Genomic DNA, 24561 nt, shown 5'->3' with positions numbered 1-24561 from the left:
CGCGTTGCGCGCCGGCGCCTCAGAGTGAGCGTCGCATCGCGAGGGCGCGGCGCTTGACCCGCCGCAGGACATTGGCTGCGCGCGTCTTCACCGGCGGTCCGACCTTGGGCAGCGGCGCGGCGAGGACCATCGAGGCGATCGTGTCGAGAGCCACGTCGAGCACTTCCCCATCGGACGGCATCGGTGCGTCGTCGGTGGCGCCGTCCGGCGACACGTCGAGGTCGGCGAGGTCACCCGCGACGTCGTATCCCGCGCTGCGTACCGCTTCCACCATCGTGGTCGCCTGCGCGGCGGCCCATTGCCGGTGTTTGACCGTCAGCCCCTGGGGTGCGCCCGAGCGCGCCTCGAACAGGATCTCGCCGATCACCTGTCCCTTGATGACTCGTTCGTACCGGCGCCATTCGATGGTCTCCGGCTGCAGGCGTTGATTCAGACCGCGGAGGAACTCGGCCTGCGACGCCGACAGCGAACTGTTGAGGCTCGGCACCGGGATGTTCAACGGTGCCGGGTCGACCTCCATCACGCGGAGGAAGCGATCCCAGAGGGTGTCGCCCGGCTCCGGACGGCCACGCGGCACGGTCACCACGTGGACGCGTTCCGGTCCGACGAACCTCGCCCACTTCGCGAGGATGCCGACGTGGTCCTGGAACTCCCAGAACGGTTCGTCCTCGACGAGCGGACCGGCATCCTCCGCGGATGCCTCGCCCACCGTGTTCGACTCCGCCGCGAACGCGACCGCGTCGACGAACTCGTCGAAGGAGGCACGACGCTGGTTCTTGACGTTCTCCTGCCAGACCGACGGAAGCTGCCGGGCGAGGTCGCGGACGGTCGCGATGACGTGGACCTCGTCGGCGAACGACAGGTCGGCCAGGAGGCGCTCGATCTGCTCGCTCGTCGCGGTGCTGTAGAGCTCATGCGACAGCAGCGAGGTCTGCGGCCAGGCCCGCATCTGACCGAGCAGCTTGGGCCACACCCCCGAGAAGGCCGGGTCGGCCCAGTCGAGGTAGCGCTCCGGCTGGAGGTGGACCGCGGCGTGGAAGTGATCGGAGATCACATTGCCCGGGTAGAGCAACCCTGACGTCTGTAACGCCAGGTCACGGTTACGCCAGAGTCGATCCTGCAGGTGCGTGGTGCCGGTCTTGGGAAGGCCGATGTGTACATAAACGACGGACATGATGACTCGAGCCTAGACTTTCACCCACGATGATTCTTTTCGGCGCACATCGGCCCGACCACGGATTTTGGGCTGACTGATCCCGGCTGGTAATGTTGTCCGCTGTTGCGGTGACGCCGTGAAGATCCTTCACGCGCCGACACCGCGCGGTGCGAGTTCGGGCCACCCGGTCCGCCGCCCGACCAGAACAGACAGACATATCCACCAGCAACGACAGAGGTAACACGCGTGGCGAACATCAAGTCTCAGATCAAGCGCAACCGCACCAACGAGAAGAACCGGCAGCGCAACGTGTCGGTGAAGTCGGCACTGCGTACCTCGATCCGTAGCTTCCGTGAGGCCGTCGAGGCCGGCGACAAGGACAAGGCTGCCGAGCTCGGTCAGGCTGCGAGCCGCAAGCTCGACAAGGCCGCCAGCAAGGGCGTCATCCACGCCAACCAGGCCGCCAACAAGAAGTCGGCCATCGCTCTCGCGGTCAACAAGCTCTGAGCTGACCCACCCCGACCCCCGGGTCGCCTCGGCGCGTAGCGCGCCGCCATATGTTCATACTCACGATCACCCCGGCAGCATCCACGCGGTTGCCGGGGTGATCGTCGTTCTTCGGCCCTGCCGGTTCGGGCGGCTCCCCACGCGGGCTGAGCTACCCCACGCGCACCTCGCCACCTCCTGGTTGAGTGGCGACGAGCGCAGCGACGCTCACGGAACGCCGGTTGAGTGGGACGAGCGCAGCGACGCTCACCGAACGCCGGTTGAGTGGCGACGAGCGCAGCGACGCCCACCGAACGCCGGTTGAGTGGCGACGAGCGCAGCGAGGAGCTGTATCGAAACCAGCCCTGCCCGACGCGATTCAGCAACAGGTATCGCTCAGCGGAACCTTTTGCTGAATCAGCTGCGTCGTCGACCGTCCGGCCGCAGGTCCGCGACCGCGGCGACGGCGTAGGTCAGTGCGTAGTCGGCGTCGGCGGCCTGGCCCTTGACGTCGCCGTTGAGTTTCGCAACTACCCCGACCGCGCGGGCGATCGACTCCGAGTCCCACGCCTTGGCCTTCGCCTGCACGCTCTTGACCCGGTTCGGCGGCATGCCGAGTTCGGAGGCGGCGGCGAAATGATCGATCGAACCCATCGGCCGGATGCGGGCGATGGCGTGGACGGCTTCGGCGAGGGCATCGGCCAGCAGGACGCGCGGCACACCGTGGTGCAGCGCCCAGGCGAGTGACTCGAGCGCTCCGGCCCTGTCCCCCAGGACCGCCTTGTCGGCGACCTCGAAACCGGTCACCTCGGACCGGCCCTGGTAGTACAGCTGCACGCTCTCGCGGTTCACCTTGCCGCCGGTGTCGGCGACGAGCTGCGCACACGCGGCAGCGAGTTCGCGCAGTTCCGAACCCACGCTTTCGACGACCTGCTCGACGACGTCGGCGCTGACCTTCACACCTAGCGACCGGAACTCGTTGCGGACGAAGGTCATCCGGTCCGACGCCCATTTCGGTGCGGTGGTCGCATGCTCGACGGCTCCGGCCTTCTTCAACGCCGGCACCATCGACTTGGCACGTCCGCCACCGGTGTGGATCACCATCAGCGTGATGCCCTCGGGCAGGGATGAGGCCGTCGCCGCGATGAGCGCCGCCGGCTCCTTGCCCGCTTCGGCGGCGGACTCGACGACGACGATGCGTTCCTCGGCGAACAACGACGGGCTCAGCAACTCGGCGAGCTCGTGTTCGCTGACGTCACCCGCTCGGACCCGGGTCACCGGGACCGGGGTGCCCGCCTCCTTCGACGTCGCCTCGGCGACCCCGGAGATCACCCGGCCGGTCAGGAAGTCGTCGTCTCCGAGGAGCAGGTGCAGGCGATCGGTCACGTGCTCATCGTGCCAGATCGGGCCGACACGGGTTCGCGGGTGTGGCCGGTCCGCCCCCGCTGAAATCCGCCCCCGGAAAGCGCCCTGTGCAGCGGCTCCGACGACGTATTGTCGGCCGCGGCCCGCTGGAGGGTCGTTTCCAGGGGCGGATTCCGGGGGCGGATTTCAGGCGGCGACTCATGCCGGTCCCGCCAACCCGTTCTCCAGCGCATACAGGCTCGCGCCCACCCGGTTCGACGCCCCGATCTTCGTGTACGTCCGCTCGACGTGGTTGCGCACGGTCTTCTCGCTCAACACCAGCTTCGACGCGATCTCCCGGTTGGTCAGCCCACGCGCGACGAGTCCGAGGATCTCCCGCTCCCTCGGTGTGAGCGCGTCGGTGCGTCGTGCCCGGGCCCGCGCGTGACCCGCGGCGGCGAGGACTGCCTCGACGCAGTCGGCGTCGAGCTCACCGCGATGGGCACGGCGCTCGAGCCGTGCAGCCGCCTCGTCCGTCGACATCGCCTCCCGATACGGCCGTGGCTCGACCGCCGACCGATACGCGACCGCGGCAGCAAGAATGCGTTCCGGCTGCCCGAGCGCCGGTCCGCTGAGTCCCAGCGGATAGCCGGTGCCGTCGAGGTGCTCGTGGTGGGTGCGGGCGATGCGTGCCACGTCCCGGAGCCCGGGGATGCGCGTGAGGACGCGGTCGGTGAGATACGGGTGCATGCGAACGCGCTCCCACTCCGCCGCGGTGAGGTCGCCGGCCTTCGACCAGATCTGGTTCGACACCCCGATCCGCCCGACGTCATGGAGACAGCCCGCACGACGGGTCTCGTCGATCTCCGACCGCTCGAGACCGAGGTGTCCGGCAGCCGATTCCGCCAACGTCGATACCCCGCGTGAATGCCCCAGCGCGAAGGGACATTTCAGATCGACGAAATCTCCGATGGCCAGCAGAAGGTGATCGAGTCCCGGATCGTCGAGACGCAACTCGGCATCCGGCGCGATGGCCAGCGCCAGTTCCCACGGGTCATCGGAGTCCGCCGGGAACAGTTCAGCGGGATCGTCGACGAACACATCGACGACGTCGGGATCGAAATGCCCACCCCGCCGGCTCCGCGCCATCGCGACCGCACCGTCGAGGCCATACGTGCGCTGATGGACCTCGGCCATGTCCGCGAGTTGTGCCACCCGCATCTCGATCGGGATCTCCGCGCCGGACATCCCGCTGGGAAGCCCTCCCCCGTCGAACCGCTCGAAGGTGTACGTAATCGCCTGTTCCACGTCGGGCCCCAGTCCGATGTGGGCGGCCAATGCAGCCGCCGACAGGCAATGCGAGTGCACGAGTGCCGCGAAGTTGCCGCGTGAATCCCGTAAGAGTTCGGCCATGATCTTCATCCGATGCGGAAGTGATTCTCCGCGACCGAGATTGCCGACGAGGAAACGTAGGTACGGAAGCCCCGACCAGTCGACGAGATAGGCGTCGCGACGCACCGCGATGTCGTCGCCGAACCAGCGCGCATACTCGGCGGAATCGGCATGACAACCGATCCACATCACCAGCGTCGCGTAGTACACCGTGTCCTGCTGCGAGCGGTCGAGCCCGAGCCGGCGTGCCAATCGTGTGGCGACGACCGCAGACCGCAGCATGTGCTCGGCGGGCTGGCCGAGCCCGAGGTCGATGGCGACCGACAGGCCGGCCAGCACCTCGACACGACGCGGCAGCACCGTCTGCGGGCTCATGGCGTTCATTGTCGCCCTCATCGCCTCGGGTGTCAGCCGACCTGTGCGTGCGTCCGCGACGACGCTCGACGCGTACGTAGCCCGGGCACCAGCATCGGGACGTGACGCCGATACTCGACGTAGTCGTCCCCGAACGACCGGATCAGATCCCGTTCCTCGAGGTGAATTCCGACGAAGATGTATCCCGTCGTCGCGCACGCGAACACGAGATGTCCGACGGTCATCGTCGGGGTCACCCAGAATGCGATGACGAAGCCCAGGTAGATCGGATGACGCACGATCCCGTACCAGAGGGGCGTGATGAACCGATACGGCGGGAGCGGCCGCCGACGTGCGTGGGCGACCACCTGCCGCAGACCGAACAGGTCGAAGTGGTTGATGAGGAACGTCGAGGTCAGGACGAGAACCCAGCCGAACAGCGACACCGCGACGAGGATCCACCGCAGGGCGGGGATGGAGACATCCCAGACGGTGGCGGTGATCGGGTGCCACCACCACAGGAGGGCTGCCAGGCATGCCGTGGCCGCCAGAACGTAGGTGCTGCGCTCGATCGGTTGCGGCACGATTAGCGTCCACCGTCGTTTGAATCCGTCGCGCGCCATGACGCTGTGTTGTGCGGCGAACAGTGTCAGCAGTCCGAGGTCGATCGTCAGCGCGGTCACGACGCCCGCCGACGGCCCGCCGCGGTCGATGGTCCGCGGCACGATCTCGACGCCTCCGATCACGATCGAGGCATCCTCGACAAAGGCGATGGCCCACAGGAACACCACCAGGAAGGCGACGTAGGCCGCCACCCCGTAGGCGAGGTACCCGGTGCGCGTGAGAAGACTTGTCGGCGGGACGGTATCAGTTGTCGAGGCGGTCTCTGTCGTGGTCATGTCTGAACTCCTGTGTCGGTGAGATGTTGGTGAGTGTCTGCGGTGTCGGGTGCATCGAAGGCCGATCGTCCGACGAAGAACAGTCCGCGTTGCGGGAGCGGGATGTCGCCGACGCTGATCTGCTCGTCGAGTGGTGCGGGAGCGCCGAAGTCCTGGCCGTCGAGCGATGCCCGGCTGTCGGCGACACGCCAGACATACAGCGGCGTGCCGCGGAACTCCGGTCCGTTGGGGGTTCGTGCGCACATCCGGATCCGGCCGGCGCGCAACATCACGGTCGCCATCGGCCCGATTGCATGCAGCAGGGCCCGGCTATGCCACGCTGCGGCCGGCGTCGCACCGCTCAGGGCGGTCATCAGGCTCGTCGCCGGTGACGAGGTCAGCTCGATCTGCCAGCGGAACGTCTCGCCCATCGCCACCTCGATGGTCCGGTCGTCGTTCCATCCGACGTCGATCGAGGGAACGTAGCGGGTGGTCGCCCCCTTACCGAAGTAGCGTGGGCAACTCTGTTCGGGCTCGGTCGTCGTGTAGATCGTCCAGTGCCCGTTCGGATTCCGATGCCAGACGGACCGGTACGCGGGCCCGATGGAACTGGCGATCATGTCGCGCAGGGCCAGATAGTGGCCCGACGCGAACGGCAATCCCATGACGCCGTATCCGGCGAATCGTTCGTCGCTGGTATCCACGAGCTGAGGGTGGGCGTGCAGATCGGCGACGACCTGACGGGGTGTCTGTGTGTTCATGACCCCAGCGTCGTCCGCGCCCACCTCACCCGCGTGGGGCATCTGCCTCATCTTCCGTTTCGAATCCCTCTCGGGCTCGCAGAAAACCACCCCCGGAAAGCGCCCTGTGCAGCGACGTCGGCGACATAGTGTCGACGGCCAGTTTCTGGAGGGCGCATCCTGGGGGCGGTTCCCAGGGGCGGATTTCAGGGGCGGTTTTCATGCCCACGGCATGTCGACACTCGCCCACCCCGGCCCGCCGAGGACGTGCGCGCACCGGACCATCCACCACAGCTCCGGCCCGAGTGCGCGGACCAGCAGTTCCGCGATCCCCGCGCCGACCCCGTCCGGCGGCCCGATCGCACCCACGAGGGCGGCGACGGTACCAACCACGCTGATGATCGCAACGACCGGCGCGACGAGCAGGTTGGCCACGATTCCGACCACCGACAGCCGACCCGTGACCAGTACGACGATCGGCGCGGTGACCACCTGCGCGGCAACCGCCATCGCGATCACCTCCGCCAGCCCAGTCGGACATCGCCACGCCCGCAACCGGTCCCGAAGACGCGGTGCCCACAGCACGATGGCGCACGTGGCCGCCACCGACAGCGCGAAACCCGGTTGCAGGGCGAGTTCGGGCCACCACAGCAAGCCACCGATCACCGCGGCCCCGAGAGCCGGCATCGACTGCGAGCGCCGCGACGCGAACAGCGCCAGCACCCCGACCGCCCCCATCAGCGCAGCCCGCAGCACGCTCGGCGTGGGTCGGACGAGCATCACGAACCCGACGATCACCACGAGCCCGATCACCGCCGCCGCGCGAGGTGGCACCCCGATGCTCCGGACGATGAGAAGCGCCGCACCGCAGACGATTGCGAAGTTCGCTCCCGACACGGCCGTGAGATGGCTGAGCCCGGCGGCGCGGAAGTCGTCGCGCAGGTCCTCGTCGACGCCGCTCTCGTCACCGATCACCAGCCCCGGCAGCAGACCCGCTGCCTCTGGTTCGAGGCCGCGGGTGGCCACCAGTTGGAGGCGCTGCCGGATCGAACCGGCGACTCGCTGATACGTGGGCGGTTCACCGACCAGCTTCGGAGTCGAAGCCGTCACCGATGCTACGAGCAGGGTTCGGTCCGGCGGTGCCCGCACCTTCACGACCGCGACAACCCGCTGGCCGGGCAACAACCCCGACCATGCCTGTGCCGCACCGCGCAGGTCTGCAGCTGCGCTCGTAACCCGCTGACCGCCGATCTGTTCGACCTCCACTCGTGCCCGGATGCGTCCCTGACCGACGGGGCCGATCGGGGTCGGATCGCTGCGGAGGGTCATGACCGCCGTAGCCTTTCCCGACACATGCGCCAACGGATGATCGGCGCGCACTTCCTGCCGGAGAGCGAGCGATGCCGCACACGCAGCGGCCAGGCCGGCTCCCACGACCACGAGCCCCACCACTCCCCAACCAAACCGGCGGGAGCCGAACGCACCGGCGACGGCGACCACCGACCCGATGATCGCGATGCCGACGCTCACACCAACCGGGGCCACCAGACCGCACGCCGTCACCGACCACACCATCACCGCCGGCACGAGCAGCCGGAAGTCCATCGTCAAACCGTCACGTGGTCACGCAGTTTCGCCAGTCGCGCCGGGCCGATCCCGTCGACCTCGGCGAGCTGGTCCACCGACGAGAAGCGCCCGTTGCGCTCTCGCCAGTCGAGGATCGCCTTCGCCGTCACCGGTCCGATGCCGGGCAGCGCATCCAACTCCGTCTCGGTCGCCGTGTTCAGGTCGACCCGACCGCCGGGTGCGGCCGCCGACGACTCGGATGGTGGACCGCTCGGACCCGCAGAGGGACCGGGTGCCGCTGATGCGCCGTCCGCACCGACCACCGCGCTGCGCATCGACATCTGACCATCGCCACCGGCGTAACCGACGAGCACCTGATCCCCGTCTCGCAGCACCTGGGCGAGATTCAGCGACAACAGGTCCGCACCCTTGCGCACCCCGCCGGCCTGATCGATCGCCTCCGCCACCCGGGCGCCGGGAGCCAGCCGCACCAGTCCCGGTTTGTTCACCAGCCCGACGACACTCACCACCAGTTGCGCCGGCGTCGTACTGGGTGGTGGAACCGGGGGTGCGGAAACGTCGGCCGTCGACGACGGTCCGGCCGTGCCGAAGTCCACCACCGGTGTCGTATCTGTTCCGCGGAACAGTCCGAATCCGGCCACGACGCAGGCGATCACCCCGACCGCGATCAGTGCGATCGCCGCGGGCGGTGCCACGGCAAAGCGTCGACGCGGAACGGGATCGTCGTCCTCGTCCCAGTCCCCTCCCACCTGGTCGTCGTGGGGGTCGAGGACCTCGTCGAACCGCCCGAGCCGGTCGGGCCGTGGTCGCGACGGTGGCGGTGCCGGCGCCGCATCCAGCCACGTCGGCATCCCGCCGATCCCCCAGCCGGGATGTTCGGCTTCCTCGACCGCGACAGCTGCCGCGACCGGGTCGACGACACCGGGCGGTGGGTCGGATTCGGCGGCGGCCGGCGACAGGTCCCGCCGCGCCGGCGACTCGACGACCGGTCCCAGACGGTCCAGCGGATTCCGCCGTCCTGATGCGCTCATGGCGCCACACGCTAGGGCGTTTCAGCGCCGAATCGACCTGGGAAAGCGGGCAGCCGAGAGATCTGTGGACAGCAACCAGACTGTGCACCGGTCCCGGCTCGAGTCGCGCGCGACGTCGATCCGCACACGCGAACTCGACCGACGTCGTGCCGTCGGAGCGATGTCGCATGCGACATCATTCCGGCCGCGGGACCGGCTCAGTCTTCCTCGAGTCCGTCGATCGGTTCGAGATGCGAAGCGATGACGATGCCCACCGATCCCGGGCCCACGTGGGAGCCGAGGATCGGTCCAAGGTCGACGGTCAGCTCGGACGTCACCATTCGCAGCCGGTTTCGGAGTGTGGCGAGGACCTCCGCCGCGACGTCGGGGGTCTCACAGTGCTGGACGCCGACCGTGACCGCGCGTCCGCCGGCCGACTCGACGGCCGCGTCGACCATCTTGTCGAGGGCTTTGGAGAAGGTGCGGTGACGCTCCTTGAGCTGGAGCGTGCCGTCGACCATGTGCAGGATCGGCTTGATCGACAGCGCCGAACCGAAGAGCTTGCCGGCGGCGGAGATCCGGCCGCTCTGGCGCAGGTTGTCGAGCTGTTGGACACACAGCAGTGAGTCGACGGTCGCGGCCTGCCGGATCGCGGACTCGTACACGCGATCCCGATCGGCGCCGTCCGCGGACGCCTGTGCCGCCGCGATGGCCGTGAAACCCACTGCGAGACCGACAGATCGGGAGTCGACGATGCGGACCTGCCCGGAGAACTTCTCCGCCGCCAGCCGCGCCGAACTCCAGGTGCCGGACAATTTCCGCGACATGTGCACGGCCACCACGCCGGCACCTTCGCTCGCTTCGAGTGCCGACTCGTAGTACTCGGTCAGCTCGCTCGGATTGGCGCCCGAGGTGGTCACTCCCGGCGTCGAGACGACATCCTCCGGGATGTGGTCGACGCCCTCGCGGTAATCCTTGTCCTCGATCGTGAGATGCAGCGGGACCTGCCGGATCCCGTATCGCTCGGTGACCGCTTCCGGTAACCGAGACGACGAATCTGTGACGACGACGACAGGCACCCGTCTACGTTAGCCGGTTCACCGGTCGGACCTCACATGGGAGTCACGACCTCCGCCTACTACGTGTTCGCCCGGCTCTTCTCGACCACGGGCGCCACCAGATCGGCGATCTGTCGATGGCAGGAGAAGCCCCAGTGGATGCCGTCCGGGTTCATCTCCGCCGCCGGATCCCAGAAGGCATCCCGGGTCACGGGATAGAAGTCGACGCAGGGCAATCCGTGCTGCTCGGCCCACCGCGCGATCGCCGCCGTCGTCGGGATCCGGCCCGTGTGGACATAGCCGTAGTACGGGCTGCGATGCGTCGGCGGCAGGCACACGACGATCGGCAGATCCGGACGGAGCTGTGTGAGGGCCTCACGGATCTTGTCGAGGTACTCGACGGTCACCTTCGGCGGCAGCGCCAGCGGCCACCCCAGACGCGAGCCACGGGGTTGCACCCACGAGTACGCGTCACGGACCAACTGCCGCAGTCGATTCGGCCGCACATAGCGGATCTGCTCGCGCAGCGCGGTCGGCAAGGGCGAGGGCAACGTGTCCATGCCGCCGAACGCCAGGACGACGACGTCGGTGTGCGGCACGGTCGCCCAGATGTTCGGGTCCTGGGTCAGCGCCCACCAGACGTCACGGCTCGTCCAGCCGATCCGGCCGAACAGCTTCACCGGCAGACCCACCTCGGCTCCGACCAGCGACGGCCAGATCCGCGGGTCGTTCGCGGGCAACCCGCCGACCGGGCCGTAGTAGGCCAGCGAGTCGGACAGGACCATCATGCAGCGCTCCCCCGACGGGGCGCCGCCGTTCACGTCGGTCACTGAACGGCGGGGTCCGAGTCCTCGGCCGACGCGTTCCACACGTCCAGCCGCCACCGCGGAAGGTCGCCGGGCGCACCGTGGCCCGACAGCTGCACCCAGCTCGTGTTCGCGAGACCACCGAAGACCGGCCAGTTGTCCACCGGCAGACCGAGAAGCGCCGCCGTCATCGCCGCGATCACCCCTCCATGGGCCACCAGCACCACCGGAGCCTCGGGATTGTCGCCGACACCCCAGTCGGGCAACTGCTCGATCAGCTCGTCGACCAGCGGGGTGGAGCGCCTCGCCACGTCGACGCGGCTCTCACCGCCCGGCGGCGTCCACGTCGCGTCGTCGCGCCACACCGCACGCGCGCCCGGCATGACCTCGTCGACATCGAGATGCGTCAGGCCCTGCCACTCGCCGAGATGCGTCTCACGAAGACGCACATCGGTTGTCACCGCCAGTCCGGTTCGCTGGGCGAGCGCCTCCGCGGTGTCGCGGGCGCGCTTCAGATCCGACGACCAGATCACCAGCGGCTGTCGCTTCGCCAGTTCGATGGCGGCCGAATTCGCCTGCCGCACACCGAGCTCGGACAGGTCGGTGTCGAGCTGTCCCTGCATACGGCTACCCGCGTTGTACTCGGTCTGCCCGTGGCGCAACAGGATCAGCCGCCGGACGACCGGGGTCAGACGTTCGACCGCGGTGTCGTGGGTGTCGGGACCCCCGCTCACGAAAGTCCTTCGACCTCGACGACCGGGCAGTCCTTCCACAGACTCTCCAGCGCGTAGAACCGGCGCTCGTCGGTGTGCTGGATGTGCACGACGATGTCCGCGTAATCGAGCAGCGCCCAACGTCCCTCACGGGTGCCCTCGCGGCGCAGCGGCTTGTGACCGGCCTCGCGCAGCTTCTCCTCGACCTCGTCGACGATCGAATTGACCTGTCGCTCGTTGTCCGCCGACGCGATGACGAAGGCGTCGGTGATCACCAACTGTTCCGACACATCGATCACGGTCACCTCATGGGCGAGCTTCTCCGCGGCCGCCAGAGCAGCCACCTTGGCCATCTCCAACGCTTCAGCTGACGCAGTCACACAAGTCCTCTCGAAAATTCACTTACGGGTCGACGCCCGGTCCGCCCCGGGTGCAGGCTCCTCGTAGCCCACCCGCTCCGCTCCCGGTGCAGCTACTCCGGGCGACGACGCCCGAGGCGCACGATACAGCTTCCTCTTGGCTATGTACTGCACGACGCCGTCGGGCACCAGGTACCAGACCGGGCGGCCCTTCGCCGCACGCGTGCGGCATTCCGTCGAGGAGATCGCCAGCGCCGGGATCTCCAGCAGGTGCAGCGTGTCATCGGGCATCTGCTCGAGGTGCTGGGCCAGGTGCGTGGCGTCGAGTTCGTAACCGGGCCGGCTCACGCCCACGAAGCGGGCGAGGTCGAACAGTTCTTCCCAATCCTGCCAGGACAGGATCGATTCCAGCGCATCGGCGCCGGTGATGAAGTACAGCTGCGCGTCGGGCAGTTGCTTCCGCAGGTCGCGCAACGTGTCGACGGTGTAGGTGTCGCCGTCGCGGTCGATGTCGACGCGACTGACGCTGAACTGCGGATTCGACGCCGTGGCGATGACCGTCATCAGGTAGCGGTCCTCGGGCGGACTCACCATCGTGTGCTCGCCGAGCTTCTGCCATGGGCGCCCGGTCGGGACGAAGATCACCTCGTCGAGGTCGAAGCGATGAGCGACCTCGCTGGCCGCGACGAGGTGTCCGTTGTGGATCGGATCGAACGTGCCACCCATCACGCCGATGCGGCGCGCACGGTGGCGGTCGGTTGACATGGATGGTCAGTCTACGCGGTGACGCCGCGGTCAGATCGGCAGCAGGTCGGCGATGACCGTGCCGAGCTGCGTCGCGTTGCGGCATTCGAACATGTCGATGACCTCCGCGTAGTCGGTGGCGGCCGAGTCACCGGTCCCCCAGTGCTCTCTGGCCTCGGGGTTCAGCCAGTACGCGTGGCGGGCGCGGTCGACGAGTTCGGCGAGGGCGTCGACGTGGGCGTCGTGGTAGTTGTTGCGGCCGTCGCCGAGGACCAGCAGCGCTCCTCGATGCGTCAGCGTCTCGGCGTAGTCGCCGACGAAACCGGCGAGCATGTTGCCGTAGTCGGAATGCCCGTCGCGCGTGGAGATCCGCGCAGTCGAGATCATGTGGTGCATCGCCGCGCCGAAATCCTCTTCGCCGTGGTCGAAGAACTCGGTCACCTCGTCGACGGTGTCGACGAACGCGAACACCCGCACCTTCGAGAACTGTTGGCGCAGTGCGTACACCAGCCGCAGCGTGAACTGACTGAAGCCGGCGACCGACCCCGACACATCGCAGATGATGATCAGCTCGGGGCGGCCGGGACGCGGCTTGCGGTGACTGAGTTCGATCGGGACACCGCCGGTGGACATCGACGCACGCAGCGTTTTGCGAACGTCCACCGCACCGCGATGGGCCCGGCGTCGTCGGGTCTCGAGCTTTGCCGCGAGCAGCCGGGCCAACGGCTCGATGGTCTTGCGGATCTCCACCTGTTCCTTGGCGCCGGCGGAGAGGAAGTTGACGTTCTCCGGCAGCGGCGGCACCGCGTAGGCCCCGACCTTGTCGCGGCCGTTGCGATCCGCCATCCGACGCTGCGTCTCGCGTTCGATCGCAGCGCGCAGATCGGCGGCCTTCTGCCGGGCGGCCTGGCGGTACAGCGGCTCGGTGCCCGGTCGGCCGCCGTCGCCCTCGCCGTCCCCGGCCATCGCCGCGGCGATCTTGGCGATCAGCGTCTGCGGACTGACCGCGGAGATCGCCTGATATGCCGAGAAGGCCTCACCCTTCGTCGAACCGTAACGGCCCAGCTCGTCGACGATCATCGCGATCGCCTGCTCGAGCCGGCCGTCACTGGCTGCCGCATCGTCGGCCAGCATCTCCGCGAGCGCATCGCGCACGGCCTCGACGTCGAGGTCGCCCTCCTCGTCGCGCGGCAGATCCTCGGTGACGGTGCGCATTCCGGCTCCCACCGGGAACCACAGGTCGAAGACGCGGTCGAAGACCCCGCGATGGGCGTTGTCGACGAGCAGCGTGGTCGCCAGACCCTCGCGGAGACGGGAACGCTCCAGCAGGTCGAGGACCTCCATGGCGCTCGCCGCGTCGATCAGGGCCGACGGCCCGACGACGATCCCACGACGACGCAGCTCGTCGACGAAATCGGTGAGGTGCGCGACGAGCGGAGTCGTCATCAGCCCAACTTGAGTTCTTTGAGAGCCGTCTTCAGATCGGGCCGATGCTTGAGCACCACACCGAGCGTGCGCGCGATGAGGCCGTCGTCGAGACCGCCGCGCTTGGTGTCGGCCTGCTCGCCCGCTCCGAGGGCGAGCAGGGTGTTGGCCCAGTCGATCGTCTCGGCCACCGACGGCTTCTTACGGATGTCCAGCGTCCGCAGCACCCCGACGATGCGAACGAGCTCCGCGCTCAGCGACGACGACAGGTTCGGCACCCGCGATGCGAGGATCTCTTTCTCCCGCTCGGCGTCGGGGAAGTCGATGTAGAGGTACAGGCAGCGACGCTTGAGCGCCTCGGACAGTTCCCGTGTGGCGTTCGAGGTGAGCAGCACGATCGGACGACGCTGCGCGGCAACGGTTCCCATCTCGGGGATGGTGATCGCGAAGTCGCTGAGCACCTCGAGGAGAAGACCTTCCATGTCGACGTCGGCCTTGTCGACCTCGTCGATCAGCAGGACGGTCGAACCCTCGCGCGAGATCGCCTTCAGCAGCGGGCGCGGCAGCAGGAACTCATCGGAGAAGATGTCGGTCTTCGCCTCTTCCCAGGCGCGGTTGCCGGTGGCCTGGATGTGCAGGATCTGCTTGGCGTGGTTCCACTCGTAGAGCGCCCGCGCCTCGTCGATGCCCTCGTAGCACTGCAGGCGGACGAGTTCGGCGTCCGTGGCCGCGGCGATCGACTTGGCCAGTTCGGTCTTGCCGACACCCGCGGGCCCCTCGACCAGCAGCGGCTTGCCGAGCCGGTCGGCGAGGAAGGTCGACGTCGCGGTGGCATCGTCGGCGAGGTAGCCGGTCTCACGCAACTTTCCGACGACGTCGTCGACGGAGGTGAACGACGGGACGACCTGCGGTCCGGAGCCGGTGTACTCGGCGGGGGTCGTCATCAGGCCGGCCGAACGTGGCCGTTGCCCCAGACCAGCCACTTGGTGGAGGTCAGTTCGGGCAGGCCCATCGGGCCGCGGGCGTGCAGCTTCTGGGTGGAGATGCCGATCTCCGCGCCGAACCCGAACTGCTCGCCGTCGGTGAAGGCGGTCGACGCGTTGACCATGACGGCGGCGGCGTCGACACGGCGGGTGAACTCATCTGCGGCCGCGAGGTCGGTGGTGATGATCGCCTCGGTGTGCCCGGTGCCGTAGGTGTCGATGTGCGAGACCGCGGCGTCGAGATCGTCGACGATCTTCAGCGCGACGTCCATCGACAGGTACTCCTTGTGCCAGTCGTCCTCGGTGGCCGGTTCCATGCCGGGTTCGTCGCCGTGGATGACCACGCCCTGGGACTGCAGCACCTGGGTGATCCGGGGCAGCGCGTCGGCGGCGACCGCCTTGTCGACGAGGACGGTCTCGGCGGTGTTGCAGACACTCGGCCGGCGCGTCTTGGAGTTGAGGATGACGCGGACGGCGACGTCGAGGTCGGCGAGCGCGTGGATGTAGACGTGGCAGTTGCCGACGCCGGTCTCGATGGTCGGGACGGTCGCATTGGAGACGACGGCCTCGATGAGTCCGGCACCGCCGCGCGGGATCACGACGTCGACGAGCCCGCGGGCGCGGATGAGCGCGGTGACGCTCGAGCGGTCCTCGCTGGGCAGCAACGACACGGCGTCGGCGCTGACCCCCTTGGAGGACAGGGTCTCCCTCAGGATGCGGACGAGTTCGGTATTCGACGACCGCGCCGATGACGACCCGCGGAGCAGCACCGCGTTGCCCGACTTGAAGGCGATACCGAAGGCGTCGACCGTGACGTTGGGACGCGCCTCGTAGACGATGCCGACGACACCGAGCGGAACCCGGAGCTGTCGGAGCTGGAGTCCGTTCGGGAGGGTCTTGCCGGCGACGATCTCACCGATGGGGTCCGGCAGGACTGCGACCTGTCGCAGGCCGTTGGCGATGCCGACGACGCGGGAGGCATCGAGACGCAGGCGGTCGAGGAGGCTCGCCTCGATGTCCGCCTCCTCGGCACGCTGGATGTCCTCGGCATTGGCCGCGAGGATCGTCTCAGTAGCTGCCTCGATGGCGTCGGCTGCCGCGAGCAGGACGTCGTTCTTGTCCGCCGTCGTCAGTCCACCCAGCGAGCGGGATGCCGTTTTCGCAGCTCTGGCGAGTCCGAGGACGACCTTCTGGGTGTCGGACTCGCCTGTTGCGACGGAGGGCTCTGCGGTGGGTGCGCTCATCAACTTCCTCGACTTCGCGGGTGGTCACCGCGACGAGGTCGCCGCGGGAGATATGCCGTTGTCAAGAGTAGCGCCGTCGTCGATCCGTCCCCAAAGGGATATGTGGGGCTGCTCACGCCGCGGTTCCTCCGGTACACCGATCTTTGCTATTTGAATTCGCTGCACTCCAGTGAGCGGGTCAGCTGTCGCATCTGCCGCGGGGAGAAGATTCGATGACCGTTCTTTCGTATGCCCACGAGCGCCTCCGGCGCGTGGGCACTTCATCAGCCGTACGCGCGAGCGCTGTGGTGATCGGATGCGTGATGCTGTTCGCAGCCGCGTCCTACGTTCCCGAGGCCGGCCTGGACTCGACCATGTCGGCGTCGATCGGAACACTCGCGGAATCACTGATCGCGGCCCTGTTCGGCGCGACCGTCTTCTGGGTCGGCGCACGGGGAATCGTCGCGAAGCTCATCGGCACTCACTGATGCCGCAGTTCCGGCTGCCGGCCCCCTGTTCGCTCGATCAGCGGACCGGCCCGACCGCACTTAGGGTGACGAACGAGTGTGGAGCCGGGTTTGCGAGGAGTGTCGGACGTGCCGTGGGTTGTGCTGGTAACCGCCGGGTTGATCGAGATCGTCTACATGGCCGCGCTGGAGAAGTCCGACACCTTCACCCGGTTGTGGCCCACAGCCATTTTCGTCGTCGGCGTCATCGCCAGCATGGCCGGTGTCGCGTACGCGATCCGATCCATCCCGCTCGGCACCACCTACGCGGTCTGGGTCGGCATCGGCGCCGTCGGCACGTCGATCTACGGCATGCTGTTCCTCCGCGAGCCCGCGGGACTCGCTCGTCTCGGGTGCATCTTCCTCATCCTGGTCGGTGTCGTCGGACTGAACCTGCTGCACAACGCATCCGGCGGTGAAGCCGCCTGACTCACATCCGCTCGGCGCGCAGTGCAGTGCGCTTGGCCCGCGCGCACCGCAACAGGTAGAGCGGTGTCGGCGGCACCCATCCCAACTGCTCCCCCATCCCCAGGTCGTCGCGATTGGCCCAGTGCTCGATGCAGAGATCGTCCTGTAGCCGGAACCAGTGCGTCTGGGTCACGGCGAAGTCCCGTCCGGTCGGCGCGAAAACCTTTGTGATCGAGGCCTTCTCGTCGTAGGCGACGAACGGGCCGGTCTGCGTTCCCGACATGGTCGCGTGGATCACGACGAGATCCCCCTGGGCCACCGCATCATGCGGCGTGTGCCGAAGATCCGAGAATGCCGTGCGAAGCCAGATCGCAGTCGCCCACATGGCGTCGGGGCCACGACCCCGGCACTCCGGCGGCTCGTTGATCGCCTCTCGGTTCACGGCGTCGGGGTGGGTGACGGCGACCATGTCCGCACGGGTTCCACTTCCCATCGCCGTCATCGCCCGGACCGCGATCTCGACCGGATCCGACATGGTCATCGTGACCTCCGAGAGACTCGAGTTCCAGCACAACGGCACTCGACCTCCAGCATCCGCCGCCCGCAGCCCACAAGCAACGGGTAGCCGGACACGTCTTCAGGAGCCACATCGCAGAGCGTCGGCGAGTACCGTCCTCGTCCCCGCATCGATCGTCAAACCGTATGTCGCGCTGACCGTGACGAACTGGATCGCGTACTGGCACCAGAACCCCCGCTCCGACGGCATCCACCGTGCCGGTTCCGAGTCGCTCTTGTCCTGATTCGACGCCCCGTCGACGGCGACCAGGTTGGCCGGATCGTTCGCGAAGTCGAGTCGTCGGCCGAACTCCCACGACCACGCGCCCATGTCCCAGGCATAGGCCAGCGGAACGATGTGATCGATCTGCACGCTCGACGCCCCGCGGTCACGACGGAACACCACGAACTCTCCGCTGTACGGACTCCGGAACTCCCCCGCGAGAACCGCTCTCGGACAGCTCGAGACCGGTCCGGCCCGAATGTCGTGGAGATCGCGGGCCAGGATGTCGTTGCGGGTGTCGCATCCGTTGCCGCCTCCGGCGACGGCCACCGCATCCGTCCACGCCGAACCGAACGCGCTGCGGTCGTAGTCGTCACGGTCCGGACGCTCGGCGTAAACAGGTATGGACCCCAACCGTGCCAACGCCTCTCGCGCCATCGCACGCACCCGCGGGTCGGTGTCGGGTCGCGAGCCGAATCCACCGGACCCCACCGCGACCACGACCGCCGTGACCACCACGAGGACCAGCAGCCCCCACTGCCGCGCCGGCCACGCCCCGGATGCCGCTCCGTTCCAGCCGATCCACCGAAGACGCATACGCCACCGCCGTGGCGTCGGCAGACGGAGCGTCGCGTCGTGAAGGACCATGGAACTTTGACGCACTGCGGGCCGGCGCGGTTCCACGGACGCGAAAAGTCGTTACCACGCAACGATTTACGTCGCCGGCCCTTCGAGGCTCGTCGCTATCGCTCCTCGCACCTCAGGGAGCGGGCTGGGCTCGTCGCTATCGCTCCTCGCACCTCAGGGAGCGGGCTGGGCTCGTCGCTATCGCTCCTCGCACCTCAGGGAGCGGGCTGGACTCGTCGCTATCGCTCCTCGCACCTCAGGGAGTAGAGGGCGGGACCACCGGCGCGCTCAGGACTTGTCGAGATACGCGATCTTCTGCGGTACCAGAATCCCGTCGACGAGATCGGCCAGCGGGCTGTGGTGCAGCAGCGTGATGTCCTCGCTCACGACCTCCTCGGCGAGTCCGCGCGCATCCTCGATCACCTCGACGTCCTCGAGCAGCGACAGGAACCGCAGCGAGGTGTTGACACCGGACTGCAGCGAACCGAGCAGGTCACCCTCGCGGCGCTGTTCGAGGTCGACGCGGGCGAGTTCGAAGCCGTCGTTCGACCCGGCGACCGCGCGCAGACGCTGCATCGACTGGGAGATCTCGTTGCTGTTGGTCATCAGCAGACAGAGGCCCGCATGCTGACCACGGCCGACGCGACCGCGCAGCTGATGGAGCTGACTGACTCCGAACCGCTCGGCGTCGACGATGACCATCGTGGTGGCGTTGGGGACGTCCACGCCGACCTCGATGACGGTGGTGGACACCAGGACATCGACCTCGCCGCGGCCGAACGCGTCCATGATCTCGGCCTTCTCCTCCGGCGCCAGACGGCCGTGCAGCATCTCGACCCGACGATGCGCGAACGGACCGGCCACGAGGGCCTCGTACTGCTCGACCACCGACGTCGTCTTCGGCCCCTTTTCGCCGTCGGGGCCGGGTTCGGGTTCCGGTGAGTCGTCGTCGCCGATACGTGAGCAGACCACGTAGACCTGGCGGCCGGCGTCGATCTCCTCGTTGGCTCGCGACCACACCCGGTCGACCCAGTTCTGCCGGCCCATCGGCACCACCGACGTCGAGATCGGCTGACGACCGCGCGGCAGTTCACGGAGGACCGACGTCTCGAGGTCGCCGAAGGCGGTCATCGCGACGGTGCGCGGGATCGGGGTTGCGGTCATCACCAGGAAGTGCGGGATGCGACCGTCACGACCCTTGTTGCGCAACACATCACGCTGTTCGACGCCGAACCGGTGCTGTTCGTCGATCACGACGAGGCCCAGGTCGAAGAACTCGACCTTCTCCTCCAGCAGGGCATGGGTGCCGATGACGATTCCGGCGGTGCCGGTCACCACGTCGAGCAACGTCTCGCGCCGCCCCTTGGTCTTCATCGACCCGGTCAGCAGGGCGATCCGGGTCGCCCCCTCGGCCGCAGTCAGCTCGCCACCCTCGGCGAGGTCACCGAGCATCTTCTTCATCGTCCGATGATGCTGCGCAGCAAGCACTTCGGTGGGAGCGAGGATGGCGCACTGGTATCCGTTGTCGACGACCCGCAGCATCGCGAGCAGCGAGACGAGAGTCTTACCGGAACCCACCTCGCCCTGCAGCAGTCGGGACATCGGTTGTGCGAGCTCGAGATCTGCGGCCAGTTCTTCCCCGACCGCGACCTGCCCCTCGGTCAGAGTGAACGGAAGGCGATCGCGCAGCTTGTCCTCGAGGCCGCCGGGCACGTGCGGGCACGGTGGCGCCGCCTCGCTGCGACCCGCAAGACGCCGCTGGGCGAGTACCGTCTGGATCGCCAGCGCCTCATCGAATTTCAGCCGATGCGAGGCGACCTTCACGTCGTCCTCGGAGTCGGGTAGATGGATCTTACGGATCGCCTCGTCGGTCGAGACGAGTCCGCGCTCACGACGCTGTGCATCGGTCAACGCATCGGGGATCGGCGCGCAGTGATCCAGAACTCGCCGCACCGCACCGAGGATGTCCCAGGTCTGAACCTCTTTGGTGGCCGGATACATCGGCAGGATCTCGCGGTCGAACATCGCGACGACCGGATGTACCCCCTCGTCTTTGGCGATCTCCTCCTCGACCGCGTACATCTCGGTCAGCATCTTGGAGCCGACGACATGGTCCTCGATCTCGGGGTCGCCGTCGGGCAGGATCATCCACTCCGGATGCGACAACTGGATCTGCTCACGGAAGTACTTGACCGTCCCGGCCATCATCACCCGGGCGCCGGGGCGCAACTGGTGCCGAATGAACTTCGGGTTGAAGAAGCTCGCCTCGTAGACCTCGTTGTCGTCGGTGACCTTGACCTTCAGGAACTGACCGCGACGACTCTTCATCTGGATCAGCTCGGACTTGGTGATCCGGCCGACGATGGTCAGCCACTCCCCCGGTTCGGGTCGCTGATGGTCGGCCACGAGACCCCGCCGGATGTACCGACGCGGCGTGTAACGCAGCAGTTCACCGACCGTGGTCACACCGAGTCCCGCGAGCTTCTCGGCAGGCTTGGCTCCGAGGACGTCGGACAGCGAATCCGCCAGGGCCAGTTCGTTCACTCCACACCCACCTGCAGCAGATCGCTGTGCTGCCCGGTCCGGTAGACCGCGAGCTCGATGCCCGGGTAGTTGCGGCGCATCTGCTCCCCGACGGCCTCGAGCGCGTCCTCGTCGACGTCGGTCCCAGCGAGCACGGTCACCAGCTCCCCACCGGTCGCGAGCATCAGGTCGATGAGTGCGGTCCCCGCGGAGGTCTGGTCGGGCGCCACCACCAGGACGTCGTCGCCGATGAGTCCCAGGACATCTCCGACCTCCGACATCCCGGCCAGCGTCATCATCTTGGTGGTCGCGAGCTGCAGTGATCCCCACCGCGCACCGGCGGCCGCCTCGGCCATCGCGTAGGCGTCGACATCGGGGATCTCGCTCGGGTCATGCACGGCGAGCGCGGCGAGGCACTGGGTCATCGACGACGTCGGGAGCATCAGCACCGACCGCTGCGTCGATCGGACTTCGGTGGTAACGGTGACGAGATCCTGAGAACTGAGGGCGCCGTTGGCCATCACGACCACGTGTGCACTGTCGGTGTCGCGGATCGCCTGCCCCAACGCGTGTGCGGTCAGCCCGTCGTCGGCGCGGAGTACGGTCGCCCCGGCCTCAGCGAAGAGGTCGGCAGCCCCCTCGCCGGATGCGACCGCGACCACCGCCCGCTTGTGCCGAGGTGGAGGCTCGTTCGAATCTGCTTGTGAGCGAATGGCATCCAGTGCGAAACAGCTGATGCGGACGTCCGACAGGCGCCCCAGTCCCGCACCGGCCTCCACGGCGGCACCGGGTTCGCAGGTGTGGACGTGAACGGAGAAGCGCTCGCCCTCGCCGCTCGAACTGTCGCCGACGATGACCACGGCGTCGCCGAGTTCGTTCAGCCGCTCGCGGAGTCGGGCGATCTGCTCACCGGCCGCGCCGTCGAGCAGGTACATGACCTCGAAGTCCTGATCGCTGCTCTCCACGCACGAGTCGTCGACTCCGTGTCCGAGGGTCGCACTGTCGGTGAGGATGCCCCGGTAGCGGCGGCGGCGGTTGGCGACGCCGGTGATCACCCGGACCATCGCGTCGACGATGACGAGGAAGCCGCGCCCGCCGGCGTCGACGACGCCCGCAGAGGCGAGAACAGACAACTGCTCCGGTGTGCGTTCGAGCGCCTCGGCGCAGTCGTCGGCGACGGCCCGGACGATGTCGGCGGCGGTCTCCTTCTCGTGCGCGGCAGCCGACTCGGCGGCCACCCGCACCAGGGTCAGCACCGTGCCCTCGCGAGGCTCGCTGACCGCGCGGGTCGCCGCCAGCGACCCCAGGCGCAGGCCGAGCGACGCCAGATCTCCGAAGGTCAAGGAGTCGGTGTCGCCGAGGATCTCCGCGCCGTCGGCCAGACCGACGAGAACCTGGGACAGGATGATGCCGGAGTTCCCGCGGGCCTGCGCCACCGCACCGTCGGCCATCGCCCGCGCGACCTGCGGCAGCGTCGCATCATCCGGTGCCGCGTCAGCAGCCTCGGCGGCAGCACGCATGGTGAAGAGCATGTTGCTGCCGGTGTCCGAATCGGGGATCGGGAAGACGTTGAGGTCGTTGATCTCGCCGCGGAACTCCTCGAGCTGGTCGACACAGACACGGGCCCAGTCGCGCAGCAGCTGCGGGTTGATGGTGCGGGCGATCACGCGTGACTCTTTCTCGCTCTGACGTGGGCATACGACGGGGCTGGGTCGCGGGCCGACGGAACCGGCTGGAAGGATGTGTGTCAGGTTACTCGGCGTCCCCGACGACCCGGGGACGTCCGCACCGCGAGGTGGCGCACTCCGACCCGGATTTGGTCACGCCCACCCGAGCTGGTTATCCTTGCAGGGTTGCCTTTCGGTCCACGCGCACACCTTCCGGTGGTGCCGATCCGGAAGGCTGACCAAAGACCATATTCATCTATCAAGGGAGTTCGACGATGGCTGCCGTCTGCGACATTTGCGGCAAGGGCCCGGGCTTCGGCAAGTCGGTGTCTCACTCGCACCGCCGTACCAACCGCCGCTGGAACCCGAACATCCAGTCTGTTCGCGTCGAGGTCGCCCCGGGCAACCGCAAGCGTAAGAACGTCTGCACCTCCTGCCTGAAGGCCGGCAAGACCGCAGCTGTCTGATCTTCCGTCACCCGCATGCGGGTGATCCGGGGTTCTGAGAGCACAAGACCCGATGCCACCGAGCGCAAGCTCCCCGGCGTCGGGTCTTTGGTGTGCGCGGGATAATGTTTCGCGCATGACCTCCACGCAATCCCCCGCCACCGACACCACCCAGCCCGGCGCCCCGGCTCTCGTCAGCGAGGCCGACGGCGTCCTGACGATCGCGGTTTCGGCTGCGGGCGCGGGCAACTCCCTCGACGACGACGGGATCGCCGCCGGCACCCAGGCGCTGCGCGAGGTGGCTCGTGGCCGTCGCGACGTGGGTGCGGTGTTGCTCGTCGGTCCGGGCAAGAACTTCTGTGCAGGCGGCAACGTCCGCGCTTTCGCCGCTGCCGACGACCGTCCCACCTACCTGCGCCAGATCGCCGACAACTTCCACGCCTTCGTCGCGGCTCTGTACGAGGCCGAGATCCCGGTCGTCGCCGCCGCGAAGGGCTGGTCGGCCGGCGCCGGCATGTCGCTGGTCCTGCACGCCGACGTCGCGATCGGCGGCACCTCCTCCAAGTTGCGTCCGGCATACCGCGGCATCGGACTCACCCCCGACGGCGGACTCACCTGGACCCTCCCCCGCGCCGTCGGCGCCGCCCGGGCCCGCCAGATCATCCTCACCGACCGCGTCCTCTCGGCCGACGACGCACTGAACTGGGGCATCTTCTCCGAGATCGTCGCCGACGAGGACGTCGAGGCCGTGGCACGCGCCAACGCCGAGAAGATCGCCGCGGGCCCCCGCTCCGCCGACTCGGGCACCAAGCGCCTGCTCTCGGTCTCGTCGGAGAACTCCCTCATCGAGCAGCTCGCCCTCGAAGGACGTTCCATCTCCGAGCGGTCGGGCCTGCCCGAGGGCATCGAAGGTGTCGACGCGTTCGTCGGCAAGCGCGTGCCGGAGTTCGGCAAGACCCGCTGAGTTCCAAGCGCGCCGACGATGCGAGCGAAGCACGTCCCTGCTCCCTGAGGTGCGAGCGAAGCACGTCCTCGCTCCCTGAGGTGCGAGCGACCACCACCTCTCGCTCCCTGAGGTGCGAGCGAAGCACGTCCCTGCTCCCTGAGGTGCGAGCGAAGCGAGCCACGAAGGGCCTGGTGAGTATCCGCTCACCAGGCCCTTCGTGGCAGTGAGAATGGTTGTGGGTGATTGATCGTGTTTGGGTCTGACCTGCTTCGTGGCTGACGGTGCTGTCTTGGACGAGATTTGTCGTCCCGGCGGTCGGTCATCTACGAAACCCTGACCTGTGAGGGCCGGGGCGGGTGTGACCTGATTAGGACCGTGTCTGGCTGCTGGGCCGTGACTCTT

At 67.9% G+C, this 24561-nt stretch carries 24 protein-coding genes; 5 read left to right on the top strand and 19 right to left on the bottom strand.

All coding sequences use genetic code 11. The features are described 5' to 3' along the window. Positions 1 to 19: 19 nt before the first annotated feature. On the bottom strand, positions 20 to 1174 hold the full coding sequence (locus LQD00_RS13430) for a sulfotransferase family protein (RefSeq protein WP_232717694.1): 1155 nt from the start codon (positions 1172 to 1174) through the stop codon (positions 20 to 22). Between the two features lie 228 nt (positions 1175 to 1402). On the opposite strand from LQD00_RS13430, the gene rpsT reads away from it, so the two are divergent. After that, on the top strand, positions 1403 to 1663 hold the full coding sequence (gene rpsT / locus LQD00_RS13425) for a 30S ribosomal protein S20 (RefSeq protein ID WP_006865751.1): 261 nt from the start codon (positions 1403 to 1405) through the stop codon (positions 1661 to 1663). Positions 1664 to 2059: 396 nt separating this feature from the next. Here the strand turns inward: rpsT and holA are convergent, their stop codons facing one another. The 14 genes from holA to LQD00_RS13355 form a co-directional block, all read right to left on the bottom strand. Next, positions 2060 to 3028, bottom strand: coding sequence for a DNA polymerase III subunit delta (gene holA, locus LQD00_RS13420; protein ID WP_232717693.1), 969 nt, complete (start codon positions 3026 to 3028; stop codon positions 2060 to 2062). A 177-nt stretch (positions 3029 to 3205) separates the two neighbouring features. Next, positions 3206 to 4762, bottom strand: a complete 1557-nt coding sequence (locus LQD00_RS13415) for an HD domain-containing phosphohydrolase (protein WP_232717692.1) — start codon at positions 4760 to 4762, stop codon at positions 3206 to 3208. A 23-nt stretch (positions 4763 to 4785) separates the two neighbouring features. Continuing rightward, the gene (mddA, locus tag LQD00_RS13410) at positions 4786 to 5631 is read right to left on the bottom strand and encodes a methanethiol S-methyltransferase (protein WP_232717691.1); all 846 of its coding nucleotides are present in this window, start codon (positions 5629 to 5631) and stop codon (positions 4786 to 4788) included. Continuing rightward, complete coding sequence (locus LQD00_RS13405; RefSeq protein WP_232717690.1) at positions 5628 to 6371, bottom strand: hypothetical protein; 744 nt, start codon at positions 6369 to 6371, stop codon at positions 5628 to 5630. Before LQD00_RS13405 ends, mddA begins: the two co-directional genes overlap by 4 nt. A 198-nt stretch (positions 6372 to 6569) precedes the next feature. Beyond that, positions 6570 to 7955 (bottom strand): ComEC/Rec2 family competence protein, encoded by a 1386-nt coding sequence (locus tag LQD00_RS13400; protein ID WP_232717689.1) that lies wholly within the window; start codon positions 7953 to 7955, stop codon positions 6570 to 6572. A gap of 2 nt (positions 7956 to 7957) precedes the next feature. Next, positions 7958 to 8968 (bottom strand): ComEA family DNA-binding protein, encoded by a 1011-nt coding sequence (locus tag LQD00_RS13395; RefSeq protein ID WP_232717688.1) that lies wholly within the window; start codon positions 8966 to 8968, stop codon positions 7958 to 7960. A 197-nt stretch (positions 8969 to 9165) separates the two neighbouring features. After that, positions 9166 to 10026, bottom strand: coding sequence for a DegV family protein (locus LQD00_RS13390; protein ID WP_232717687.1), 861 nt, complete (start codon positions 10024 to 10026; stop codon positions 9166 to 9168). 59 nt (positions 10027 to 10085) lie between these two features. Further along, complete coding sequence (gene octT, locus LQD00_RS13385; RefSeq protein WP_232717713.1) at positions 10086 to 10793, bottom strand: diglucosylglycerate octanoyltransferase; 708 nt, start codon at positions 10791 to 10793, stop codon at positions 10086 to 10088. A gap of 38 nt (positions 10794 to 10831) precedes the next feature. Continuing rightward, entirely contained in the window at positions 10832 to 11545 is a 714-nt protein-coding gene (locus tag LQD00_RS13380) for a histidine phosphatase family protein (protein WP_006865742.1), read from the bottom strand. Further along, positions 11542 to 11904, bottom strand: coding sequence for a ribosome silencing factor (rsfS, locus tag LQD00_RS13375; RefSeq protein WP_010841291.1), 363 nt, complete (start codon positions 11902 to 11904; stop codon positions 11542 to 11544). Before rsfS ends, LQD00_RS13380 begins: the two co-directional genes overlap by 4 nt. A gap of 18 nt (positions 11905 to 11922) precedes the next feature. Continuing rightward, entirely contained in the window at positions 11923 to 12648 is a 726-nt protein-coding gene (gene nadD / locus LQD00_RS13370) for a nicotinate-nucleotide adenylyltransferase (protein WP_232717686.1), read from the bottom strand. A 30-nt stretch (positions 12649 to 12678) separates the two neighbouring features. Continuing rightward, complete coding sequence (locus LQD00_RS13365) at positions 12679 to 14073, bottom strand: vWA domain-containing protein (RefSeq protein ID WP_232717685.1); 1395 nt, start codon at positions 14071 to 14073, stop codon at positions 12679 to 12681. Then, positions 14073 to 14996 carry an AAA family ATPase gene (locus tag LQD00_RS13360; RefSeq protein ID WP_232717684.1) on the bottom strand — a complete coding sequence of 308 codons (924 nt, stop codon included), beginning with the start codon at positions 14994 to 14996 and terminating at the stop codon, positions 14073 to 14075. The genes LQD00_RS13365 and LQD00_RS13360 overlap by 1 nt, the downstream gene beginning before the upstream one ends. Further along, positions 14996 to 16279: a glutamate-5-semialdehyde dehydrogenase gene (locus tag LQD00_RS13355; RefSeq protein WP_232717683.1), complete on the bottom strand. Its 1284-nt coding sequence runs from the start codon at positions 16277 to 16279 to the stop codon at positions 14996 to 14998. Before LQD00_RS13355 ends, LQD00_RS13360 begins: the two co-directional genes overlap by 1 nt. A 302-nt stretch (positions 16280 to 16581) precedes the next feature. Between LQD00_RS13355 and LQD00_RS13350 the strand changes: the two genes are divergently transcribed. Both LQD00_RS13350 and LQD00_RS13345 read left to right on the top strand, forming a co-directional pair. Then, on the top strand, positions 16582 to 16746 hold the full coding sequence (locus LQD00_RS13350) for a hypothetical protein (protein ID WP_232717682.1): 165 nt from the start codon (positions 16582 to 16584) through the stop codon (positions 16744 to 16746). 108 nt (positions 16747 to 16854) lie between these two features. Continuing rightward, a complete protein-coding gene (locus LQD00_RS13345) occupies positions 16855 to 17193 on the top strand; it encodes a DMT family transporter (RefSeq protein WP_232717681.1) in 339 nt (112 codons plus the stop codon). 1 nt (position 17194) lies between these two features. Here LQD00_RS13345 and LQD00_RS13340 read toward each other — a convergent pair whose 3' ends face one another. The 4 genes from LQD00_RS13340 to LQD00_RS13325 all read right to left on the bottom strand — a co-directional run bounded on the left by LQD00_RS13340 (position 17195) and on the right by LQD00_RS13325 (position 22767). After that, complete coding sequence (locus tag LQD00_RS13340) at positions 17195 to 17713, bottom strand: ester cyclase (protein ID WP_232717680.1); 519 nt, start codon at positions 17711 to 17713, stop codon at positions 17195 to 17197. Between the two features lie 96 nt (positions 17714 to 17809). Then, a complete protein-coding gene (locus tag LQD00_RS13335) occupies positions 17810 to 18598 on the bottom strand; it encodes an HNH endonuclease family protein (protein ID WP_232717679.1) in 789 nt (262 codons plus the stop codon). Between the two features lie 267 nt (positions 18599 to 18865). Beyond that, positions 18866 to 21121: an ATP-dependent DNA helicase RecG gene (recG, locus tag LQD00_RS13330; protein ID WP_232717678.1), complete on the bottom strand. Its 2256-nt coding sequence runs from the start codon at positions 21119 to 21121 to the stop codon at positions 18866 to 18868. Beyond that, complete coding sequence (locus LQD00_RS13325) at positions 21118 to 22767, bottom strand: DAK2 domain-containing protein (RefSeq protein WP_232717677.1); 1650 nt, start codon at positions 22765 to 22767, stop codon at positions 21118 to 21120. The genes recG and LQD00_RS13325 overlap by 4 nt, the downstream gene beginning before the upstream one ends. A gap of 275 nt (positions 22768 to 23042) precedes the next feature. Here LQD00_RS13325 and rpmB point away from each other — a divergent pair, with 275 nt between their 5' ends. Both rpmB and LQD00_RS13315 read left to right on the top strand, forming a co-directional pair. Continuing rightward, positions 23043 to 23234: a 50S ribosomal protein L28 gene (gene rpmB, locus LQD00_RS13320; protein WP_004023092.1), complete on the top strand. Its 192-nt coding sequence runs from the start codon at positions 23043 to 23045 to the stop codon at positions 23232 to 23234. Positions 23235 to 23349: 115 nt separating this feature from the next. Continuing rightward, positions 23350 to 24177: an enoyl-CoA hydratase/isomerase family protein gene (locus tag LQD00_RS13315; protein WP_232717676.1), complete on the top strand. Its 828-nt coding sequence runs from the start codon at positions 23350 to 23352 to the stop codon at positions 24175 to 24177. Positions 24178 to 24561 lie beyond the last annotated feature (384 nt).

Source organism: Gordonia metallireducens, assembly GCF_021245825.1.
Taxonomy (GTDB): domain Bacteria; phylum Actinomycetota; class Actinomycetes; order Mycobacteriales; family Mycobacteriaceae; genus Gordonia; species Gordonia namibiensis.
The sequence above is the reverse complement of the archived record's forward strand: the minus strand, read 5'-3'. Positions and strand labels throughout refer to the sequence as shown.